25 protein-coding genes are annotated in these 22,067 nt (G+C 50.2%); 15 read left to right on the forward strand and 10 right to left on the reverse strand.

Going from position 1 to position 22,067, the window contains the following annotated elements; all coding sequences use genetic code 11:
• The first annotated feature begins 7 nt into the window (after positions 1 to 7).
• From ACFSDB_RS11435 to ACFSDB_RS11490, 12 genes are all read left to right on the forward strand, one after another.
• A complete protein-coding gene (locus tag ACFSDB_RS11435; RefSeq protein WP_204893217.1) occupies positions 8 to 577 on the forward strand; it encodes a class I SAM-dependent methyltransferase in 570 nt (189 codons plus the stop codon).
• Between the two features lie 197 nt (positions 578 to 774).
• Entirely contained in the window at positions 775 to 1,158 is a 384-nt protein-coding gene (locus ACFSDB_RS11440; protein WP_204893218.1) for a DUF302 domain-containing protein, read from the forward strand.
• A gap of 72 nt (positions 1,159 to 1,230) precedes the next feature.
• Complete coding sequence (locus ACFSDB_RS11445) at positions 1,231 to 2,349, forward strand: MBL fold metallo-hydrolase (protein ID WP_204893219.1); 1,119 nt, start codon at positions 1,231 to 1,233, stop codon at positions 2,347 to 2,349.
• 152 nt (positions 2,350 to 2,501) lie between these two features.
• On the forward strand, positions 2,502 to 2,762 hold the full coding sequence (locus ACFSDB_RS11450; RefSeq protein ID WP_204893220.1) for a metal-sensitive transcriptional regulator: 261 nt from the start codon (positions 2,502 to 2,504) through the stop codon (positions 2,760 to 2,762).
• A gap of 158 nt (positions 2,763 to 2,920) precedes the next feature.
• Positions 2,921 to 3,403, forward strand: coding sequence for a DsrE/DsrF/DrsH-like family protein (locus tag ACFSDB_RS11455; protein ID WP_204893282.1), 483 nt, complete (start codon positions 2,921 to 2,923; stop codon positions 3,401 to 3,403).
• 213 nt (positions 3,404 to 3,616) lie between these two features.
• A complete protein-coding gene (locus tag ACFSDB_RS11460) occupies positions 3,617 to 3,982 on the forward strand; it encodes a rhodanese-like domain-containing protein (protein WP_204893221.1) in 366 nt (121 codons plus the stop codon).
• Positions 3,983 to 4,011: 29 nt separating this feature from the next.
• Complete coding sequence (locus ACFSDB_RS11465; protein WP_204893222.1) at positions 4,012 to 4,308, forward strand: rhodanese-like domain-containing protein; 297 nt, start codon at positions 4,012 to 4,014, stop codon at positions 4,306 to 4,308.
• Positions 4,309 to 4,357: 49 nt separating this feature from the next.
• Positions 4,358 to 4,927 carry a sulfurtransferase TusA family protein gene (locus ACFSDB_RS11470; RefSeq protein WP_204893223.1) on the forward strand — a complete coding sequence of 190 codons (570 nt, stop codon included), beginning with the start codon at positions 4,358 to 4,360 and terminating at the stop codon, positions 4,925 to 4,927.
• A gap of 36 nt (positions 4,928 to 4,963) precedes the next feature.
• On the forward strand, positions 4,964 to 5,359 hold the full coding sequence (locus tag ACFSDB_RS11475) for a DsrE/DsrF/DrsH-like family protein (protein ID WP_204893224.1): 396 nt from the start codon (positions 4,964 to 4,966) through the stop codon (positions 5,357 to 5,359).
• A 42-nt stretch (positions 5,360 to 5,401) separates the two neighbouring features.
• Positions 5,402 to 6,529, forward strand: a complete 1,128-nt coding sequence (locus ACFSDB_RS11480; protein ID WP_204893225.1) for an MBL fold metallo-hydrolase — start codon at positions 5,402 to 5,404, stop codon at positions 6,527 to 6,529.
• 228 nt (positions 6,530 to 6,757) lie between these two features.
• On the forward strand, positions 6,758 to 6,985 hold the full coding sequence (locus ACFSDB_RS11485; RefSeq protein WP_204893226.1) for a sulfurtransferase TusA family protein: 228 nt from the start codon (positions 6,758 to 6,760) through the stop codon (positions 6,983 to 6,985).
• Between the two features lie 55 nt (positions 6,986 to 7,040).
• Entirely contained in the window at positions 7,041 to 7,817 is a 777-nt protein-coding gene (locus tag ACFSDB_RS11490; RefSeq protein ID WP_204893227.1) for a sulfite exporter TauE/SafE family protein, read from the forward strand.
• 46 nt (positions 7,818 to 7,863) lie between these two features.
• Here the strand turns inward: ACFSDB_RS11490 and ACFSDB_RS11495 are convergent, their stop codons facing one another.
• Entirely contained in the window at positions 7,864 to 8,064 is a 201-nt protein-coding gene (locus ACFSDB_RS11495) for a thioredoxin family protein (RefSeq protein ID WP_377340116.1), read from the reverse strand.
• A gap of 474 nt (positions 8,065 to 8,538) precedes the next feature.
• Here ACFSDB_RS11495 and ACFSDB_RS11500 point away from each other — a divergent pair, with 474 nt between their 5' ends.
• Positions 8,539 to 9,297 (forward strand): TerC family protein, encoded by a 759-nt coding sequence (locus tag ACFSDB_RS11500; RefSeq protein ID WP_204893228.1) that lies wholly within the window; start codon positions 8,539 to 8,541, stop codon positions 9,295 to 9,297.
• A gap of 204 nt (positions 9,298 to 9,501) precedes the next feature.
• On the opposite strand, the gene ACFSDB_RS11505 is transcribed toward ACFSDB_RS11500, so the two are convergent.
• From ACFSDB_RS11505 to ACFSDB_RS11515, 3 genes are all read right to left on the reverse strand, one after another.
• Complete coding sequence (locus ACFSDB_RS11505; RefSeq protein WP_204893229.1) at positions 9,502 to 10,674, reverse strand: MalY/PatB family protein; 1,173 nt, start codon at positions 10,672 to 10,674, stop codon at positions 9,502 to 9,504.
• Between the two features lie 179 nt (positions 10,675 to 10,853).
• Positions 10,854 to 12,722, reverse strand: coding sequence for a heavy metal translocating P-type ATPase (locus tag ACFSDB_RS11510; RefSeq protein ID WP_204893230.1), 1,869 nt, complete (start codon positions 12,720 to 12,722; stop codon positions 10,854 to 10,856).
• Positions 12,723 to 12,996: 274 nt separating this feature from the next.
• Positions 12,997 to 14,583 (reverse strand): NlpC/P60 family protein, encoded by a 1,587-nt coding sequence (locus ACFSDB_RS11515; RefSeq protein ID WP_204893231.1) that lies wholly within the window; start codon positions 14,581 to 14,583, stop codon positions 12,997 to 12,999.
• A gap of 204 nt (positions 14,584 to 14,787) precedes the next feature.
• Here ACFSDB_RS11515 and ACFSDB_RS11520 point away from each other — a divergent pair, with 204 nt between their 5' ends.
• Together ACFSDB_RS11520 and ACFSDB_RS11525 are read left to right on the forward strand one after the other, a co-directional pair.
• Positions 14,788 to 15,843, forward strand: coding sequence for a lipid II:glycine glycyltransferase FemX (locus ACFSDB_RS11520; RefSeq protein WP_204893232.1), 1,056 nt, complete (start codon positions 14,788 to 14,790; stop codon positions 15,841 to 15,843).
• 118 nt (positions 15,844 to 15,961) lie between these two features.
• A complete protein-coding gene (locus ACFSDB_RS11525) occupies positions 15,962 to 16,579 on the forward strand; it encodes an HAD family hydrolase (protein ID WP_204893233.1) in 618 nt (205 codons plus the stop codon).
• A gap of 635 nt (positions 16,580 to 17,214) precedes the next feature.
• Here the strand turns inward: ACFSDB_RS11525 and ACFSDB_RS11530 are convergent.
• From ACFSDB_RS11530 to pgeF, 6 genes are all read right to left on the reverse strand, one after another.
• Complete coding sequence (locus ACFSDB_RS11530; RefSeq protein WP_204893283.1) at positions 17,215 to 18,768, reverse strand: polyamine aminopropyltransferase; 1,554 nt, start codon at positions 18,766 to 18,768, stop codon at positions 17,215 to 17,217.
• Positions 18,769 to 18,784: 16 nt separating this feature from the next.
• Complete coding sequence (locus ACFSDB_RS11535) at positions 18,785 to 19,180, reverse strand: DUF350 domain-containing protein (RefSeq protein WP_204893234.1); 396 nt, start codon at positions 19,178 to 19,180, stop codon at positions 18,785 to 18,787.
• A gap of 23 nt (positions 19,181 to 19,203) precedes the next feature.
• On the reverse strand, positions 19,204 to 19,755 hold the full coding sequence (locus ACFSDB_RS11540; RefSeq protein WP_204893235.1) for a DUF4247 domain-containing protein: 552 nt from the start codon (positions 19,753 to 19,755) through the stop codon (positions 19,204 to 19,206).
• Between the two features lie 60 nt (positions 19,756 to 19,815).
• Positions 19,816 to 20,487: a PspA/IM30 family protein gene (locus tag ACFSDB_RS11545; RefSeq protein ID WP_204893236.1), complete on the reverse strand. Its 672-nt coding sequence runs from the start codon at positions 20,485 to 20,487 to the stop codon at positions 19,816 to 19,818.
• Between the two features lie 18 nt (positions 20,488 to 20,505).
• Positions 20,506 to 21,015 carry a DUF4178 domain-containing protein gene (locus ACFSDB_RS11550; protein ID WP_204893237.1) on the reverse strand — a complete coding sequence of 170 codons (510 nt, stop codon included), beginning with the start codon at positions 21,013 to 21,015 and terminating at the stop codon, positions 20,506 to 20,508.
• 230 nt (positions 21,016 to 21,245) lie between these two features.
• Entirely contained in the window at positions 21,246 to 22,007 is a 762-nt protein-coding gene (gene pgeF / locus ACFSDB_RS11555) for a peptidoglycan editing factor PgeF (protein ID WP_204893238.1), read from the reverse strand.
• Positions 22,008 to 22,067: the final 60 nt, after the last annotated feature.

Consider the following 22,067-nt stretch of genomic DNA (forward strand, 5'->3'; position numbering starts at 1 on the left):
TTATTCAATGAGCGGAAAACAATTCGATCCAGGAAAAGCGGAAGTGCTGTTCAGTGAAGAGCGCCGGACACTCTTGCCGACAGAAGCTGTGCTGCAGCATCTGAAGCTGAATTCGGCTGATGCCGTAGCGGACTTGGGCGCAGGGAACGGCTATTTCACCATTCCGATGGCCCAAAAAGTGGATGGCCCGGTCTATGCAGTGGACATCGAAACGAAAATGCTGGCGCTGCTGAAAGAGCGGGCGGCAAAAGAAGGGCTTGTGAACGTCGAGTACATTGTCAGCGATTTGGAGAACATCCCGCTGAGTGAAGGATTGGTGGACAAGGTAATGGCTGCATTCGTCATCCATGAAGTGCCGGATGTGGTAATAGCCATCAATGAAGCAAAAAGAATATTAAAGCCCGGCGGTTCCTTGATGATCGTTGAGTGGGAGAAAGTCGCGACTGCCGTCGGCCCGCCGCTGGAACACAAAATCTCTTCGCAAGAAATGGCGGAACTGCTCGGGCAGAACGGGTTTGTTCCGGAAGTGGTGCGCTTGAACGACAGGCATTACGGCATCGTCGCAAAATTCGGTTGATGAAAGGGGCAGAACATGAAAACTTTTTGGAATGCGTTATGACCGTCCCAAAAACTTGCGTTCCTGGGAGGAATCGCTTTTTTATTATTCACTTTAGCCGGGAAGTTCTAAATACGATTTGGCGAAAAAATGTTTTATTCGGATGAATGAGGGAAATTTACCAAAGACCGAGTTTATAAAAAGAGAGGAGCACCAACATGTTCAATTACACTGTAGAAACAACGAAAAGCCGCGAGGAAGCTGTCCGTGCGCTTGAAGAGAACCTGAAGGAAGAAAAGTTCGGGGTCCTATGGAATTTTGATCTAACTGCGAAACTTCAGGAAAAAGGCACCGACTTTGATACACCGTTTACGATACTGGAAGTCTGCAATCCGCAGGAAGCGAACCGGGTTTTGTCCGAAGATTTGCTGGTCGGCTATTTCCTTCCATGTAAAATTGTTGTTTATGAGGAAGACGGTACGACAAAAATCGGAATGCCGAAACCGAGTGCATTGATTGAGATGGTCCAGAAGGATTCGATCAAGGAAATTGCTGTGGACATTGAAGAAAGATTGATCGGGTGCATCGATAAATCTGTCTAACCGCCAATGATTTTTTTTAACCCGTTCTATACCCCGTGCGGTAAAGGTACTGAATGCTAGCAGGAATTCTACATGACGGTAAAATCAATATCGCCAAAGGACGTTGCGGATCAGGTGATCAAGCAGGAGCCAGTATATATCTTGGATGTCCGTGACACTGAGGCTTCAAAGGACTGGAAAATCGAAGGAAGCAATGTGCAGCTTCTGAACATTCCGTTCAAAGAGCTGAAAAGTTCCGGGTCATCGGAGCTTGCGGATCTTCCGAAAGACCGGCCGGTGTATACGGTTTGTGCAAAAGGGAATACGTCGAAGCAAGCGGCGGAGTATCTGACAGAGAGTGGATTTGAGAACATCTACTCCATTGAAGGCGGAATGGCTGCCTGGAGTGAACAGCTGGAACCGGTGAAAATCGGGGATGTGGAAGGCGGAGCCATCTATCAATTTGTCCGCCTCGGAAAAGGATGCCTTTCCTATTTGATCGAATCGGATGGCGAAGCTGCGGTGATCGATGCGAACCGCATGATTGAAAACTATAAGAAGTTTGCTCAGGAAAATGGCTTGACCATTAAATACGTATTGGATACCCATCTGCATGCTGACCATATTTCAGGAGGCAAAGCGCTGGCTGACGATTCGGGGGCTGCATATTATCTGCCGCCGGAGGATGCTGACGAAGTGGTGATTGATTTTGAAGCAGCCACGGACGGGCTGAAGCTGGAGGTCGGCAAAACGGTAATAGAAGCGATATACTCGCCGGGACATACAATCGGCAGTACGACCTTCCTTGTCGATGATCAATACCTTCTGACAGGCGATATCCTTTTTGTCGAATCGATCGGCCGCCCGGATCTGGCCGGGAAAGCGCAAGATTGGGCAGACGATTTGTATGAAACATTGAACAAGCGCTATAAAGAGTTTGCCGGGGACCTGCTCGTCTTGCCGGCCCATTATGCAGAATCCGGCGAGATGAATGAAGACGGCAGCGTCTCGGAAAAATTAAGCGTCCTCTATGAAAAGAATGAAGGGCTGCAGATCAAAGACGAAGCCAGCTTTATCAAGCGGGTGACGGAGGGCCTGAAAGAACAGCCGAACGCCTATGAAGAAATCCAGCAGACCAATATGGGGAAACTCAAGCCGGAACCGGAAAAGGCAAGTGAAATGGAGACAGGCCCGAATAATTGCGCGGTTTGATTGATGAAACGGGCCATCTTTGGCGCGCAGCTGCAGCAAGCAGCTGGCGCTCTAAATGGCCCATTTATTGTGCTGAGCTAATGGGTTGATTTTATACCCTTAAGGGTATATACTAAGGGTAATGAAGTTAAGAATTAAGGAGGCAAACCATAATGGAATACGATAAACAAGTTCAGAACCGCTTGAAGCGGATTGAAGGCCAGCTCAAAGGTGTACTGCGCATGATCGAGAAAAACGATGATTGCCGTGACGTAGTAACTCAATTGTCAGCTGTACGAAGCGCAGTGGACCGCACGATCGGAGTGATTGTCAGCGAAAACCTCGAGCAATGTGTACGGGAAAGCCTTGAAAACGGGGAAAGCACCGACAAATTGGTTAAAGATGCAGTAAGCCTTCTTGTAAAAAGTAGATAAAAAGAAGATAAGAAATCGATTTAAGCTTTCGGGTTGACGCAGGTCATCTCGGATGTTAGGATACCCATGTAGGTATTAAAACTTTGTTGCTCAAGCCGGTGATTTTTTTATTTTGACTTTTAAATACCCCTTAGGGTATATTGGATGGAGGAAACAAGATAGTGGAACAAACAAAATCAACAAACATTATTTTATTCAGCGGGGATTACGACAAAGCGATGGCAGCATATATCATCGCAAACGGTGCAGCAGCTTATGACCACAAGGTGACCATCTTCCATACTTTCTGGGGATTGAATGCATTGCGTAAAGACAATCCACCGGCAGTGAAGAAAACCTTCCTTGAACGGCAGTTCGCGAAAATGATGCCAAGAGGCGCAGACAAGATGGGCTTGTCCAATATGAACATGGTCGGCATGGGGCCGAAAATGATCAAACAAGTCATCAACAAGCACAACGCAATGACAATGCCGCAGCTGATCGAGATGGCGCAGGAACAGGAAATCGATTTGGTGGCCTGCACGATGACGATGGACCTTCTCGGACTGAAACAGGAAGAATTGCTCGACGACGTAACATACGCCGGAGTTGCAGCTTACCTGGCTGGCGCTGAAGACGGCAACGTGAATCTGTTCATCTAAAAAATATCTGTTCAATTAATAAATGGCATAAAACTCGCTCCGGTCGCTTTGGGCATCGGGCTTGCCCGCGGCAAAGACAGGGCGTTTGTTCCCTGTCTTTGCGACGAAGCGCATAGCGCGAAGGAGCAAGCGGTTTTACGTAGCTGTTTCGCGGAATATCGAAAAATAAAATTCATTAGTTCAACTCTAAACTAAATGGAAAAGAGGGGTAGTATGGACACTTGGGTAATGATTTTAATCGGTGCAGTAATCGTCTTTATCGGCTACCGGGCCCTCACTCCGTCAAAAGGGACCAAGTCCATTTCGACAGATGAACTGAAACCTGAACTGAAAGGGAAAGGGAAGCAGTTCATCGATGTCCGGACGCCGGCTGAGTACAAAGCGAACCGGATCAAGGAATTCAAGAACATCCCGCTAAACGAATTGCCCGCGCGCATCGGCGAACTTGATGCAAACAAGGAAACTTATGTGATTTGCCAAAGCGGCATGAGAAGCAGCAAAGCAGCCGCTCTTTTGAAGAAAAAAGGTTTCGACAAAGTGATCAACGTAAGAGGCGGCATGGGCAGTTACCGTCCATAATCCATTCACCATTCAGAGGAGGAAAACCGATGAATCGCATGACAACGCAAGAAGTGGAAAAATACATGAACGCCAATAACAAAGTTTCAATTATAGATGTACGGGAAACAGAAGAAGTGAGAGCCGGGAAGATTCCGGGAGCCGTGAATATTCCGCTCAGCCTTCTGGAGTTCCGTCTTCAGGACATCGACAAGTCCAAAGAGCATGTCCTCGTTTGCCGATCCGGCAACCGGAGCGGTATGGCGGCACAGCTGCTCCAAAGCCGCGGCTATAACGTCATCAACATGGATGGCGGCATGCTCGACTGGGATGGCCCGACCGAATAAATTTTTTTAAAGATTAATATACCCCATGAGGTAATTAGGAGGAATCTTGATGATTAAAACAGACCAAATTCTTGATGCTAAAGGGCTTGCATGCCCGATGCCAATCGTGCGCACGAAAAAAGCGATGAAAGATTTAGAGCCAGGGCAAGTGATTGAAGTGCAGGCGACTGACAAAGGATCGCTCGCAGATATGAAAGCCTGGGCAAAAAGCAGCGGAAACCAGTATCTTGGCACTTCTGAAGAAGGCGACGTGTTGAAGCATTACTTGCGCAAAGCAGACTCATCAGAAGAAAAAGACGAAGCCAAATTCCCGCACACCGTGACGAACAGCGAATTGCAGGAGCAGCTTGGGCGCGACGATGTCATCGTCTTGGACGTCCGCGAACCGGCAGAATATGCATTCGGCCATGTAAAAGGCGCAGTATCGATTCCGCTTGGGGAACTTGAAGGGCGTGCAGGCGAACTGGATTCAGAAAAAGAAGTTTTCGTCATCTGCCGCACAGGCAACCGCAGCGATTTTGCAGCGAAGCAATTGGCTGAAAAAGGCTTCAACCGCGTGAAAAACGTAAATGAAGGCATGTCCGTATGGGACGGCGACATCGAACAGGACAACGCATAAACCAAAAATAAAACACATTATTGGAGGAATTTAAAAATGGCAGCAAAAACAGCAATCATTGCATCAAACGGATCTTTATTCGACGCATACAAAGTGTACAATATAGCAACTGCAGCAGCAGCAAGCGACCACGAAGTGGCAATCTTCTTTACATTTGAAGGGTTGAACCTGATCCACAAAGAAGCATACGGTCAATTGGCATTGCCGGAAGGCAAGGAAGACTTGGCAGAAGGCTTCGAAAAAGCGAACGTACCGGCAATTCCGGAACTTGTGGAAATGGCACAGGAACTTGGCGTGAAATTCATCGGTTGCCAAATGACTATGGACTTGAACGGACTTGAAAAAGAAGCATTTGTAGACGGCATTGATGTCGGCGGAGCGGTAACATTCCTTGATTTCGCTAAAGACGCAGACGTTACATTGACATTCTAATTAAAAAAATTTAAACGATAAAATACACCGGGAGGTATTATAGTGGCAGTAAAAGCATTGACAGCGAAAGAAGTAGCAAGAAAAGTAATCGACAACGAACCATTGTTCATCCTTGATGTGCGCAACGGCGACGCATTCGCCGACTGGAAAATCGAAGGCGGCAATATCCAATATTTGAACACACCTTATTTTGATTTATTGGACGGAGTCGAAGAAGTGGTTTCAGAGCTTCCAAAAGACAGAGACATCCTTGTGGTTTGTGCAAAAGAAGGATCTTCTATCATGGTAGCCGAAATGCTTTCTGAAGAAGGCGTCGACGCGGCGTACTTGGCAGGCGGCATGAAAGCCTGGAGCGAACATTTGGAACCAGTGAAAGTCGGCGATTTGAAAAACGGCGGCGAATTGTACCAGTTCGTCCGTATCGGAAAAGGCTGCTTGTCTTACATGGCCATCTCCGGCGGCGAAGCTGCAATCATCGACGCAACTCGCATGGCTGATGTCTTCTTGGATTTCGCGCAGGAAAAAGGTGCAACGATCAAGCACGTATTCGACACGCATTTGCACGCTGACCATATTTCAGGAGGCCGCACAATTGCAGAAGCGACTGGCGCAACGTATTACTTGCCGCCTGCGGATGCAGAAGAAGTGGTATTCGACTATGCGAAATTGGTCAATGGATTGGAAGTGGCGATCGGCGATGCAAAAATTGAGATTGAAGCATTATACTCACCAGGCCATACAATCGGTTCAACATCCTTTATCGTAGATGACCAGTACTTGATGACAGGCGACATTTTGTTCATCGATTCCATCGGACGCCCTGACCTTGCCGGTCTAGCAGAAGACTGGGTAGGCGACTTGCGTGAATCACTTTATAGCCGCTATGCAGAATTGGCCGATGAGCTGATCGTATTGCCGGCTCACTTCATGATCATCGAAGAGCTTAACGAGGACGGCAGCGTCGCGAAAAAACTAGGCGACCTGTTCAAAGAAAACCACGGCTTGAATATTGAAGACGAGCAGGAGTTCCACGATATGGTAACGAAAAACCTGCCGCCGCAGCCGAATGCTTACCAGGATATCCGCAAGACGAACATGGGGAAAATCATACCGGACGACGAAGTCCAGCGCGAAATGGAAATCGGACCGAACCGCTGTGCAGTGAGATAATTTCTTGAAATAAAAAGCTTAAAAGGCGCTTCTGCGCTAAGAAATATTTTAGATATGCAGCAAAACAGCGAAGACGCCTAGGGGACCAAGCGAAGTGCTGAGATCCACTCGGGCGAAGTGCAACGAGGCCGAGTTAGCTCAGCGCAAGCCCCCTGGCAAGCGAAGCTGTTTTGCGGAGTATCGGTTACCAACACTCTAAAACAACACAACCCAAAAGGAGAGATTTTGATGAACGCAGATAAAGTATTAGACTCAAAAGGCTTGGCTTGCCCAATGCCGATCGTAAAAACAAGAAAAGAAATGAAAGACATGGAATCAGGGCAGGTGCTTGAAATCCTTGCAACAGATAAAGGCGCAAAAGCGGACATGACGGCTTGGGCGAAATCCGGAGGCCATGAACTTTTGGATATCCAAGAAGATGGCGACGTCCTTAAATTCTGGATCCAGAAAGGCTAAAAGCAGGGAAGGGTATCTCCGATGCCCTTTTTCCTTTTAGAAAGGTGGAGTTAGGATGAGTATAGATTTTATTATCGTTATTTTCTTGATCGGTTTTATCGGCTCATTCATCTCGGGAATGGTCGGCATCGGGGGTTCCATCATCAAATACCCTATGCTTCTCTATATACCGGTGATGTTGGGGTATACGGCATTCAGCGCCCATGAAGTATCAGGCATCAGTGCGATCCAGGTGTTCTTCGCGACGATCGCTGGCGTCTGGGCTTACCGTGGCAGCGGCTATATCAATCGGACACTCATTGTTTACATGGGTGGAGCGATTTTGCTGGGCAGTTTCATCGGCGGCTATGGTTCAACCTTGCTGTCGGAAGGGGCCATCAATATCGTCTATGCGATTTTGGCAACCATTGCCGTCATCATGATGTTCATGCCGAAAAAAGGCGTCGATGACATTCCGCTTGATCAAGTCACGTTCAACAAATGGCTGGCTGCCGGTTTGGCATTCATCGTCGGTATTGCGGCAGGCATTGTCGGAGCAGCAGGAGCGTTCATCCTCGTGCCGATCATGCTGGTCGTCCTGAAGATTCCGACGCGCATGACCATTGCAACGTCGCTTGCGATTACGTTCATTTCATCCATCGGTTCGACCGTGGGGAAAATCGTCACCGACCAAATCCTTTACGGGCCTGCAGCAGTGATGATTGTGGCCAGTCTCTTGGCTGCCCCGCTTGGCGCGAAGCTGGGGCAGAAGATGAACACAAAATACCTCCAGTGGATTTTGGCGCTGCTCATCCTGGTCACAGCCATCAAGATCTGGTCAGATATTTTATAAGCATCAAAAAGGAGGCAGCGATTCGCTGCCTCCTTTTTGTGTTGCTTTACGAATAAAAGCCGGTATAGATCTTTTCGATTTTCCGTTTGAATTCGTCTACATGCACAAATCTGGCTTCCCGCAGGATTTCTTTTCCGTCGGCAAACAAGACAAGGACAGGGACAGTGAAAATGGACAAGAAACCGGCGAGTTCCGGGATTTCTTCTGCATTGACTTCCCTTGTTTCGATTCGCGGAAATTCGTTCATCGCTTCCTCAACCTGAGGAAGTAGCCCATGGCAGACGCTTCAACTGGTGGTCAGTACATAAAGGAATTGCAGCCCTGGTTCCTGGAGATAGTTTTCCACTTCTTTCATTGTTAATAGTTCTTTCATTCTGCCTCACTCCTGACATTCGCTTTTTATTCCATACCCTTTTTAGCCCGTTTGAAGCCACTGAATCTAGAGGGAGGCAGCAAGAGACTAAAACGAAATGTCCGGATGCGCCATAATTCAGACAAATTTACTGTGCCGCTCAGCCTTCCGGTATGGTATTCTAATGATACAACTCAAGAGACTTTTGACATTCGTCAAAGGGGAGTAGCTATAGGGAAACCTATTTCACAGTCGTCATTACATGGCTTTGCGCCATCGGTTGTGATAGCAATGAATTTTGCTTAGCAAGACCTTTGCCTTTAATTAGGCATGGGTCTTTTTTGTTGGCCAAAAAGAGGGGGATGGAAGATGGAAGCAATTTTATTGGAGTATTTATGGGTGCTGCTCGTGCTGGTGGCGCTCGAGGGGTTGCTGGCTGCGGATAACGCCGTCGTGATGGCGGTCATGGTCAAGCACTTGCCAAAGGAACAGCAGAAAAAGGCGTTGTTCTACGGATTGGTGGGGGCGTTTGTGTTCCGCTTTGCCGCATTGTTCATGATCACGCTTTTGGTGGACGTTTGGCAGATCCAGGCGCTCGGGGCCGCGTACTTGTTGTTTATCGCATTCAAGCACATTTACGATCAGCGGAAAGGCAAGGAGCATTCCTTGGAGCCTGAAGCGACAAAAGGGTCCGGCTTCTGGATGACCGTCCTGAAAGTGGAACTGGCGGATATCGCATTCGCGGTCGATTCGATGCTCGCTGCCGTGGCACTGGCTATGACCTTGCCGCATCTGGGCGCTATGGAAATCGGCGGCATCAACGGCGGCCAGTTCGGCGTCATGCTGGCAGGCGGTATCGTCGGAATTATCATCATGCGTTTTGCCGCCCATAAATTCGTCAAGCTGCTGGAAAAATATCCGCAGCTCGAAACCACAGCTTTCGTCATTGTCGGTTGGGTGGGCGTGAAGCTGACGGTCCTGACATTAGCGCATAAAGATCTTGGTATACTGCCGTATGACTTCGCCCACTCAGCTGAGTGGAAGTTGATTTTCTGGGCAGTGCTGCTAGGGATTGTGGCAGTTGGCGCATTAATCAGCGTGAAGAAAAACAAAGCGCAGGAAGCGTAAAGCCTTCCCCTGCGTCAAAGGTTCTCAAATTTGGAGATGGTGCCGGAAAACCGGCACCGTCTTTTTGTTTTTAAAATCGCCGCCTTAAAGATCCCCCTTACGTTAGCCTTTCGGTATATGAGTTTTCTTCTGAAGAAACCAAAAGCCCCTCGGACCGTGCTTCAAGCAGCACGGTCCGAGGGGCAGGACTAATGGATATTTATTTTATTCTTGAAGCGCTTTGGCAACCCGGTTGATGCCGTCTTCCAAAACGGTGCGCGGACAGGCGACATTCATCCGCAGGAAGCCGCGGCCGGCCTCGCCGTACTTGCTGCCGGGCTCCAAGGCGACTTTTCCTTCCGAAAGGAGTTTCTCCATCACTTCATCTTCCGATAACCCAAGTGCCCGGTAGTCGATCCACAACAAGTACGTGGACTCCGGCTTCACGATGCGCAGCGCCGGAACTTTCACAGCAAGCGCCTGGACGGCGAAATCCATGTTTTCAGAAATGGTGAAGAGCATTTCCGTAAGCCACTCTTCACTTTCGTTGTAAGCCGCCAACAAAGCGGCAGGGGCAAAAGAGTTCAGCATGCCGTTGCCGTGGGCCGCCGCGTGCTCCTCGAGCTTCAAACGCTTTTCTTCGTCAGTGGCCACAATCATCGCCACTTGGATGCCGGCCAGATTGAATGTTTTGGTGGGCGCCATGCATGTAAAGATCCGGTGGCTTTCTGCACCGGCGATCTTCTCCAGCGGGATGTGGCGGTTTGAGCCCATCATCAAGTCGCCATGGATTTCATCTGAAATGATGAGGACGTCATGCTTGCTGCACAACCGGACGATTTCCTGCAATTCGGCTTGGGTCCATACGCGTCCGCCGGGATTGTGCGGGTTGCAGAAAATGAACAGCGAAGCGCTTTGCAGCTTTTCCTCGAAGTCCCGGAAATCGATCGTGTAGCGGCCGTCCTGTTCGACAAGAGGCGAATACAGGACTTCGCGGCCCTGATTTTCAGCAAGCTGGAAAAACGGAGGGTAGACAGGCGGCGAAACCACTATTTTATCTTCTTTCTCGGTGAACGTTTCGATGATCGAGGCGATTGCCGGGATGATTCCGTGATGGAACAGCAGCCACTCCGGTTTGATGTGCCAATCGTTCCGTTTTGCGTGCCAGTCGATTACAGCTGTGCGGCATTCTTCACACATGAACGAATAGCCGAAAATGCCGTGCTCGAGCCTTTTATGCAAGGCCTCAAGGACAGGCGGCGGGGCAGGGAAGTCCATATCCGCAATCCACATCGGCAGGATATCTGACGGGTCTTCCAGCTTGTAGATGGTTCCGACGGCATCCCATTTAACGGAACGTGTATTTTTTCGGTCGTGTACTTTTGTGAAAGCATTCATTCGTTGCGTGCTCCTTTATGGTCTGAAGTATAGTCTAGCCTAAATCGTTATTAGCATCAGCAATGGTTATTAAAAGCATAGCCCCTTCCCTTGTATCTTTCAAGATTCCTTCAGCCTAGCTCCGGCTCTTGGGCTGAAGGAATCGGAAAGGATCGATTTAAGCAATTGAGGAGAGCGGACTAAACATTCCGATTCAACATCCGCAGCCCGTTCAAGATAACCAGGATCGTACTGCCTTCATGGCCGATCACGCCGTAAGGAATCGTGATGGACTGCATGAAGTTCAGGATCAGCAGGACAATGATGACGCCGACGGAAAAAAACATGTTCTGCTTGATGATCCGTTCCATCTTACGGGCCAGGCGGATCGAATAAATGATGCGGGACAGGTCATTTTTCATCAGGATGACATCGGCTGTTTCGAGCGCCACATCTGTTCCTTCCCCCATAGCGATGCCGGTGGTGGCGATCGCAAGTGCAGGCGCATCGTTGATGCCGTCGCCGGTCATCGCGACGTATTGATACTCAGCGACCAGTTTCTTCAGTTCCTTCACCTTATCGCCAGGCATGCAGCTGCCGACATATGCATCGACCCCGCTTTCTTCAGCGATGATTTTTGCCGTCTTCTGGTTATCGCCGGTCAGCAGGATGCAATAAAGGCCAGCTTCTTGCAGCTCCTTAACCGTGCTCTTTGTATTTTCCCGTATGGTGTCTTTCAAGGCGATGGCTGCGGCAATCCCTTGGCTGTCCCGCACAAAGGTGACAGTTTTCCCTTCATTCGCCAGTCGTGTCAACAATCCGTTTTGAAACGCTTCAGCGTCGGCCTCGTTGACGAAATCCGGCTTGCCGATGCGGATTTCTTCGCCATCGATGACCGTTTTCAATCCATTTCCCGGGACATCCGTGATGTGGAGATTGGCCAATGGAACAATCCCTTGGTTTTGGATGTATTCCGTGATGGCTTTAGCAAGCGGATGGTTGGATTGCATTTCGATGCCGGCAATTTTCTCCATGGTTTCTTCCGGATTCAGTCCTTCGCGCAGTACAAAATCCGTCACTTCCGGACGTCCCCGCGTCAACGTACCCGTCTTATCAAACGCAATCGCCCGGACCGCGCTCAAGTTTTCCAGATGGACGCCGCCTTTGAAGATGATGCCGCTTTTGGCGCCATTGGAAATGGCGGCAAGCGTCGCTGGCATGATCGAGGCAACAAGCGCACAAGGCGATGCGACGACGAGAAGGAGGATCGCCCGGTAGAAAGTGGTGTTCCAATCCCAGCCGACCAGGTAGTGGGGAAGAAAGAGCATCAGCACAAACACGACCAGGACCACTTTTACGTATTTCCCTTCAAAACGTTCGACGAATTGCTGAGAAGGCGGTTTTTCGCTTTGCGCGGACTGCACCAAATCGATGATTTTCTGGACCAGCGTTTCTGAATTCGGCTTGGTCATCTCCATCGTAATCGCGCCGCTTAGATTGACGGTTGAAGCGAACAGCGGATCAGCTTCGTTCTTAGAAACCGGAATCGCTTCCCCGCTGATGGTCGACTCATCGACTACCGTATGGCCGGTCAGCAATTTGCCGTCTGCCGGTATGCGTTCCCCGGGTTTGACGACCAGCGTATCGCCAGGCAGCAAGGTTTCGATCCCCACGCGGGTGGTCACATTGTCTTTCAGCAGCCACGCTTCTTCCGGCTGGATTTTCATCAATGCGGAAAGCTCCTTGCGGCTTTTATTGACGGTATACGTTTCCAGTGCGCCGCTCAGCGAGAAGATGAAGATCAGGATTGCGCCTTCCGTCCAGTAGCCGATGATGGAAGCGCCGATCGCAGCCAAGACCATGAGCAGCTCCACATTGGGTTCCCGGTCCTCAATCGTCTTTTTAAAGCCGTATTTCGCCTTGGCGTAGCCTCCAATTAGAAAAGCGAGCAAGTAAACAAGGACGAACCAGCTGCCCGTTGAAGAAGACTCCAGGAAGTAAGCAATCACAATTAAAATACCCGACACAATGGCGGCAATCAATTCGATGTGGGTTTTCCAGTTGCTCATGAAACCATCCCCCTTGACCTATTCCGGATTCCCGCCGACTGACAGCAGGAGCAAATCATGTTTTTTCTTTGAGGATAAATTTTTGAACATTCGATAAACAAGGGTATATCTCTAGTCTACTACGATTGGCAAGAAAAGATAATCTTTCCTGTCCAAAATTGCATCCTGATTCAGGAGCAGGAAATGAAAAACGGCCCCGGCTTGATGCCGGAACCATTCTTTGGCGTACCACCCACATTCTGTCTTCAAAAGAAGAGCGGCTGGCGTCCATTGTTTAATTGATATAGCGCCTAGCGCCGGCATAGTTCGTGTTGTAGACGCCGGCATTCAAAGCTTCGATGCGCACTTTCGATGAGGAGTTCGGCGCATGGAGCATCTTGCCGGAGCCGATATAGATGCCGACATGATAGATTTTCCCGCGGCCGCCGCTATACGCGAAGAACACAAGGTCGCCGGGCTTCAAGTTCTGCTTGGAGACGGCAGTTCCTTTGGTGGCCTGATAGAACGAGTCGCGCGGGATGAGCATGCCGTAATTCTTGTAGACCGCATAGATGATGCCGGAACAATCAAAGCCGTATGCCGAGGTGCCGGCCCATAAATACGGCAGGCCCAGAAATTTTTTCGCGCTGTTGACGATATCCGCCTGCGTCGGCTTTTTGAAAGCGGCGTAGTTTTTCGCCGTTTTCGCCATCGATTTATGCAATAGCTTGATGCCGTTGGCAGGAGTTTGGACGTGAAGCCATTCGCCTTCGGTTTTGATGACCGGAAGGAGGGTGGAGTAGCTGATGTCCAAAAACTTTTTCTTGTTGTCGGCGTTGTAAAGCGTCGCCATTTTTGCCGTGACGAGGGCTACGGCGCAATCGGAATAATCCTTTGTCACTTTGGTGATGTGTGATTTCGGAATCCAGCCAGGATAGCCTTCTTTCTGGTACGGGACATACTGGTGTTTGGCTGCAATCCGGTACCAGCTGCTTCCGGTTGTCAGCAGGCTCACTTCTTCGCCAAACACCGCTTGGGTATCTGTGCGGTCGGTCAGCCATCTTTTCTGGCTGGTGGTCATGCTGCCGAGCCATTTCGGCATATCGACGGGATATGCGAGGGACGGCCGGTCAAGGGAGCGGGTCTGGTTCGGGTACTTCCACATATTCGTCACCGCCACATTCACTTTATAGGAGGCAGTCTTGGCCGGCTTTTCACAGCTTGCAGGCGGTGTCGGAGCAGGCGGTTTGGCCGCCGGAGGCGGAGGCACCTCTGTCCGGAACTCCGGATTCAGGATGCGGGCAAGAAATACGATGAAATGGGATCGGCTGATGAATTGATTCGGCTTGAATGTGTAATCCTTATAGCCGACGGTGATTTTATTGCCGATTAGGGTCAGGATGTAAGGCGATGCCCAGAACTTTGCCGGCACGTCTTTAAAGGTGGTCGATGAAGTGCCTTTTAGGCCGAAAGCTTTGACGAGGATGACAGCCATCTGGGCGCGTGTCAGTTTGTCATTCGGCCGGAATTCGCCTTCGAGTGTGCCGAGCATGATCTTTTCATCGACAATTGCGGCAATGAGGGGGAGGTTCGGGTCGTCCGGCGAGACATCTGAAAACACCGGAACCGGCCGGTTTTCAACATCGAGCTTCAAAGCAGCCGCTAAAAAAGCAGCCGCTTCAATGCGTGTGATTTCCTCATCCACCCGGAAATCGGCCGCTGCATCAGGGGCAAGTATGCCTTGTTTGGCCAGGAAATCGAATTCGGCCTTGAACCGGTAAGAGTCGGTGACATCTTTGTAGACGGGAGCAGCATATGTAGGGGCGGCGAATGCGAGAAACATTAAAAAAGCCAGTGAAAAAACCAAAACTCTCTTGCCCATCAGAAACCTCCTTTTAAACTATCTTAATTTTCAGTATACAGTAAAAGGAAAGAATGGAAATGGAAAAACAGATTTTTAAGTGCTGATTTTTATTTTTAATAAAAAACAACAACACCGTTTGCTTTCATCTGATTTTCACTTAAACCCCCTATAGTATAGATAGGACAAGAAACGGAAAAATTTTTAAACAGGGGGCTATATACTATGTGGGTAAAAGAGAAAAGTTTGCTGTCAGTAATCGATTGCCGGGACAAAGTGCGCTGGAATGGCATTATAGATGAATTTTCGGAGCAGGACATCTACTTTTCCCACGAGTATTTTACGGGTTCCCTGCTTTTGGATGAAGGGGAGGCGATCCTGTTCTTTTTTAAAAACGGGAACGGGAAAGTCGCCTATCCGGTAATCAAAAGAAAAATCGCAAACAGCGCGAATATGGAGTTGTGGGACATCACAACGCCTTACGGGTACGGAGGTCCGCTGATTTCCGCTAATGGAAACCAGCAGGCGCTGCTTCTGGAATTCCGTGAAGCAGTAGACGAATATTGCAAGGCGAACCGGATCGTTTCGGAGTTCGTGAGGTTCCACCCGCTGCTCGACAACCATAACGGGCTCCAAAGCAGCATGGAGGTCGTCCATGCCAACAACACCGTGAGAATCGGATTGCAGGAAGACGGCGACCTGTTGGGCCGGATTCCTGGAAAAAACCGCAACATGATCCGAAAAGCGATGAAAAATGGCGTGGAGATCAAGAAAATCGGCCTTGAAGAAAACCTCGAAGAGTTCATCTTGATCTATTACGCAACAATGCGCCGGAACGACGCTGCCGCCTTCTACTTTTTCACCGAAGCGTATTTCCGAAAGACCATCGAGCTGTTCGGCGAAGACATCCATTTGTTCGGTGCTTTTGTGGATGGCAAAATGATTTCGGCTACGCTGATCCTGACCCGCGGCAACTACATGCATTACCACCTGTCCGGTTCGCTCGACGGCTACCGGAACCTGGGCGCTAACAACCTGCTGATTTTTAAAATTGCGGAATGGGGACAAGGGAGAGGGATTCAGAACTTTCACCTAGGGGGAGGGTATTCGGGGCAGGAAGACAGCCTTTACCGCTTTAAGAAGACCTTCACTGCGGAAGGACCGTCGGAGTTCTACATCGGCAAGAAAATCCACAACCCGAACCTGTACCAAATGCTTGTCCTGGAAAAAGAGATTCCCGAGGAAAGCAGGTATTTCCCGCTGTACCGCTCGCCGAACTGAATGGAAAGCTCAAGCACACCTTCATGCGGAAGGTGTGCTTTTTTGGGATGTGCAGCAGTTGGTTTACGTGCCCGAGAAAGGTAGAATGGAGGCATATCAGTTCAGAGGAGAGGGTTTTATGGATAGCATCATTTTCGATTTGGACGGCACCTTGTGGGACTCGAGGGAAACCGTTGTTCTGGCATGGAACAAGGCGATCGAGCAGAACGATAAAATAGACCATACGCTGACAAAGCAGCATTTGAAAGAAACAATGGGACTGCAGATGCATGAGATCATGCAGAAGCTGTTCCCGCATTTGAATGCAGAGGTCCATAAGGAACTCATCCAGTCTTGCGGAGAGATCGAAGGCGATTTCTTGAGCGAACGCGGCGGCATCCTTTATGAAAACCTGGAGGAAGTCCTGAAGGCGTTATCGGAGAAATATGAATTATACATCGTCAGCAATTGCCAGGAAGGCTATATTGAAGCCTTCTATGCCTATCATGGCCTGGACAAGTATTTCCGGGATTTCGAAAATCCGGGAAGAACAGGGCTTTCAAAAGGTGAAAACATCAAGCTGCTCATGAAACGCAACGGCTTGGAAGCACCGGTTTATGTAGGGGATACGGCTGGAGACCAAAAAGCGGCAGAAGACGCAGGCATTCCTTTTGTTTATGCCAAATACGGATTCGGCGATGTCGAGAAATACGATTATGCCATCGAACGATTTGATGAGCTGCTGGAGATTTTTTGATCCAAATCTGTATGTTTAATCCGAATAATTAAGTGCAATTTATATCGGTTGAATAAAGAAGCTGGCTTTTGCATGCCGCTTCGGCGCTTTGGGCATAGCTTCCACAATGAGCCGAGAAGACCACTCGTCTCATTGCTCCGCTTAGCCCATGGGCGCGCCGGCACTGGTTTAGCTCATTGAAAACTGGCGGCTTTGTTCGTTTATACAATGCTATCTGAGATATGGAGCAAAACAGCGGAGAAAACCGTACTGCTCCTGTCCCTGCATCGCTGCGCTAGCTTCGGGACATGAAAAACCGTTGCAGCGCTACGCGCTTCGTCGCAAAGTACCGGCCAAATGCTGTTTGGCCGGTACTTGCCTGCGGGATAGCGAGACAGCCGAGACCCCGCAAGCCGCGTAAGCGGCTGAGGAGGCTTGGCGCTCGCCCGCGGCAAAGAGATGGCTCTAAGGAAGTTAGAGCCATCTCTTTGCGACGAGCGCATAGCGCGCAGGAGCACAGGGGTTTTACGAAGCTGTCTTGCGGAATATCGTCTATGAGTATTCTTTACTTCAATTTATATAATAAAAAAGTGTTGAAGAATGAAATCTTCAGCACTTTTTCCTTTTAAGCAGGTTTTATTTGAGAATGAAGCCTCTCAATAATTCGTCCATGATTTCTCGTAGACCTCGATCAAGTTCGGCCGGATCAGCGTGTTGGGTTCAAGCGTGACCGCTTCGCCGCTGCTGTCCAGGATCTCTGCATCTTCATCTTTGCCGAACGCCGTCAAAGCCGGCAGCAGCTCGGTGGTCAGGTACTCGGTGTCCTCGATGATGGCCAGGCGGTCCATGTCTACTTCGCCGCGTGAAGCAAGCACATAGCCCCAGCCGCCGAAGCTCGGGATATCGGCATGCAGATTTTGGGTCTGGAGGCCGGTTGCCTGGATGGTCTTGTCGATCGTCCAATAGACTTGCGGCGCGAACACCGGGCTTGTGGCCTGGACCATCATGGCGCCGTCGGGATGCAGATGGTTGCGGGCAAGCGAATAGAATTCCTGCGTGTAGAGTTTATTGAGCGATTCGTTGTTCGGGTCCGGCAAATCGATGATGATGACATCATAAAAGCCGTCCGCATTCTCCAAAAAGCGGAAGGCGTCTTCGTTGATCACCTTCACTTTCGGGTGGTCGAGCGAGCCTTCGTTGAGTTCGGTCAGCAAATGCTGGGTGCGGGCGATTTCGGTCATTTTCGGATCGAGGTCGACCAGGTCCACATTGCCAAGGTCCTCATATTTCAATAGTTCCCTTACCGCGAGCCCGTCTCCGCCGCCAAGGACCAGCACGCGGTCATGGCGCGCTGCCGCAGCCATCGGCGGGTGGACCAGGATTTCGTGGTAGCGGTGCTCGTCGGAAGCGCTAAACTGCAGCTGGCCATCCAGGTAAAGGCGCGTATCGCCCTGCTGCTTGGTCAGGATGATTTTCTGGTACGATGTCTGCTCGGAGAAAATCACCGGATCCTTGTAGAGCTGCTGCTCGAAATGAAAAGCCGCCTGTTCACCGAACAAGGCGCCACCGATAAGAATAGCCAAAAAGAAAATTCCGGAAGCCGCATGCAGCTGGAAACGTTTCAGTTCATGCTTGAAGCGGAAAACGATCCAGAGGGCGACGGAGACGTTGATCAGCGCCACCAAAAAGGACGTTTTGACGAGCCCGAAATACGGGCGCAGCAAAAAGAGGAAAAGCAGCCCGCCGACTAAGCCGCCGGCATAATCGGAAAACAGCACCTTGGCCGCGCTCTTCTGGAGGGAGACGCCGATTTCATTCGCTTTGCGGATCAAAATCGGCAGCTCGACCCCTGTCAACGAACCGACAATCAGGATGACGCTGTACAAAAACAGCGAACTGGTGCCGGGCGGCAGGTAAGCCGTCACGCCGAACAGCAGCATGGCCGAAAAGCCGCCGATGATGCCGATGGCGTATTCGATCCAGATGAAAGAGGCGATCAGGTGCCGGGTCATTTTCTCGCTGAGGTAGGCGCCGATGCCCATCCCGGTTAAAAAAAGGGAGATGGTGAGCGTATACTGCTTCACTCCATCTCCTAAAATGTATGAACCGAGTGCTCCGAACAGCACCTCGAAAATGATGCCGCAGATGGAAACGATCCCGGAAGCATAGTATATCGCCCGGCTTTGCCGGACGGATTCCTGTTGGGTCAGCATGGGAACCACCGCCTTACGTAATCGAAGCGCCGATGACGAACGCCAATCCGACAGAAACGGCAAATGAAATGATACCGACTGATGTATTTCTTTCTTTCAGCTGAGTTTCAACCGAAAAGCGGGGCGTCAGCAATTCGAACAGGAAATAAGCGATGAATTGCAGGAGCAGCCCGAAAAGCCCCCAGGTGACGGTTTCGATAATGGTGTCGTTTTCCAAGATGGAGAACGTCAAGATGACGCACGTACCGATAATTTTTCCGGCAATCGACAATGCGACGGCCGTGTTGTTGGCGTTGATTTCTTCCCAGTCCTTGTATTTTCTCGTCAAGAGTTCAAAAATGACCAGTCCGACAAGGACAACAGCGATTGCTGCCAGGAAATATAAAAAAGTCAGTAAGAATGAATTCACAAGTCAAGCTCCTTTGCTATGAGTTATTTTCCGACGCCCGGACCGCCGCCGCGGAATACGGATCCGCGCCCGCCTGTAGTGGATGGAATCGAATTGTATCCGCCGCCGCCGGAATAGCATCCGCCGCGTGCACAGCGGGTGGCCTGCGACTGGCTCCAGCCCGATCCGAACCGGTTGCTGATGAATGAACCGAAGAACATCCCCGTGAAAAAGCCGGGGTTGTAATGGTTCCGGACAAATTCGTCATCTGCCACTTCGACAAGGGTGGAGCCGGGATTGTCCGGGTCTTCCGTCAAAATAATGAATTCATCATCATAGACCATCACCTGGCGGCCTTCGACTTTCTCGCCGATTTGTTCAGGCTCCTGGATTTCGCTCAGTTCCGCGATGGTGCCTTCAATGTCCTTGCCGGACCGGTACATCATCGCCCGGCTGTTTGAACCGCTTTCGCTTTGGACAGCATTTACAAACGTATAATTGTCTTCCACATAATCTTCCGCCTGTACAAGGCTGCCGCATGCCGACAGGAACAGGACTGCAGCCACCACGCCCGTTAGCCAAGTTTTTTTAGTCATCGTCTAAACACTCCATATGAACGGAAACGGCCCGTCCGCAAGCGAGCGGACCGCGGTTCGTTATTCTTTTCCAAACTGTTTTTTCAAGGCGGCCAACTCGTCGTCCACGGCGCTGCCTTTTTTCAGCGAATCGAATTCATCGTCGAGGCTGCGCGAGCCTGCCCGCAAATCTTCTGACGTCTCCGCTTCCGCTTCCAGGTGCATAACTTTCTCTTCCATCCGGTTGAAGCCTTGGCGGGATTCGTCGCTGCCGACGGAACTCATTGTACGGTTGATCTTGGTGCGCGTCTTCGCAGATTCCGCACGCGCTTTCAGCGAATCCTTCTTGATCTGCATTTCTTCGTATTCGCGCTTCATCTCCGCAAGCTTTTCGCGCAGCACGGCCGAATCGCTCGCTGCCCGTTCGTAAGCCTCTTTCATGGAATTGGCCTGGATTACATGGTTCTGCTTGTCTTCCAAAGCACGGCGGGCCAAGTCTTCATTGCCGGCTTCGACCGCTTGGACGGCTTGCTGCTGGCGTTTCTCCACCATGCTGCTGGCATCATCGTATTTTTTCTTCAGGATCTTTTCATTGGCAATCTGTTTGGCGACAGCCGTCTCGGCTTCCCGGATGTCCAGGGCCATGTCCCGCATGAATTGGTCAAGCATTTTCACCGGATCTTCCGCTTTATCAAGTGCTGCGTTAAGCTCCGATTCTACATAAGTGCGTACACGACTGAAAAATTGAAACATATTCTCTCCTCCTATTGGTTAGCTTGCCGCTAGAATGGTGATTTCGTATTCTTCGATGCTGTAGCCTTTGCTGACTTCGACTTCGCTGCCCCATACTTCGATGGACAGGAAGGTTTCGCCGGATTCATCCAAGTATTCGTAATAATCCATTTCCGCACCGTTGATATTTTCGCTGCGGCCTTGAGAGGTAACGTACGCCCGGCCCTGCTCTTCGAGATAATAGGTTTTGCCGTCATGCTCAATTTGCTTCGCTCCGGGTTCAAGCCCCGGAATCCGGATCTTTTCATAAATGCCCACTTCCAGCTCATCATCCATTTCCACGCTGAGCCATTTGCTTTTGCCGGCAGATGCAAGCTGATAGGCATCCCATGTATAGCCGTTGTCATTGTAATGGATTTTGCCGACGACTTCGTAGTCTGCCAGGTCATAGGTCACGAAATCCTTGACCCGCAGATTGCGCAACGTCCGCTTTTCCACTTCCGGCGGTTGTTTGTCCGTTCCGCCGAACAAACGATTAAAAAACCCCATGTTCTCACCTCTTTAGGAATTACGGGCCATGTGCAAAGAAGTTTCATTTTTTGAGCAGACACTTGCTGAAAAAACGGCCCTTCAAATTCCCGGAATTGAAAAGAATTTCGTTTTTGTATACCCGGTCCAAACAGCGGTTAAGCCTGTTTGGGCAGGACGGGAAAGAAAAAGCCCGCGGCGCAAACCGGTGCATCCGATCGGGCCGTGGGCCATGCTGATATCTTTCGGCTTTACTGTTTTTTCATAATAAATGCCATGTGCCGGCCGCTTTTTTTGTCCTGACGGTAGGAGAAGCCTTGGGAGCTGTCAAACGTACACGTGCGGTCGATGGAAATCCGTTCTTCCGGGACGCCCGCAAGTTCGATCTGCTTTTTCACGGCCGCCTGGTTATCGATGTGGTATTTGCCCGTCGCTTCCTTGAAATACATGAACGCATCCGCATAGCCGAGCGCTTTGAATTTGGAATAGACGTCTTCGTCCACTTCGAAGCGGTTCTGGCTCAAGGCGGCGCCGATCTGGACGCGGAAACCGTCCGGCGGACAGTTTTCCGTGTGGATCAGATGCCGGAACAGCTGTAAGGCGATTTCCTTTACGGTTCCCTGCCAGCCCGAATGCACTGCGCCGATGAGCCCTGACGTTTCGTGATAGAAGACGATCGGGACGCAGTCGGCGGCAAAGCTCGTCAAGACGATCCCCGGTTCATACGTATAAAGGGCATCGGTCTCCGGTATGGCCGTACTTGCTGAAAAGGCGCCGCGGCCTTTGTCCACAGCCTCGGCGCGGTGGAAATTCGCGCTGTGCGTCTGATTCGCACAGACAAAGTTTTCGAGCTCCGTGCCGAGGGAGGCGGCAAAATGCTGCCGGTTCCGGAGGACGAGCGCCGGATCGCTGCAGGCATGGAGCGCCATATTATTGGATTCCAATGCCGCCTCGTCTTTCAATGTCAGCCCTGCAATGTATCTTTCATTATCAACATAAATTTTCCTATCCATATCATCACCCAATTTCAATATAAAGGAGCAGGGGAGATAAGCCAAACAAAAAAGGGGATT

Source organism: Planococcus chinensis (assembly GCF_042681545.1).
GTDB lineage: Bacteria > Bacillota > Bacilli > Bacillales_A > Planococcaceae > Planococcus > Planococcus chinensis.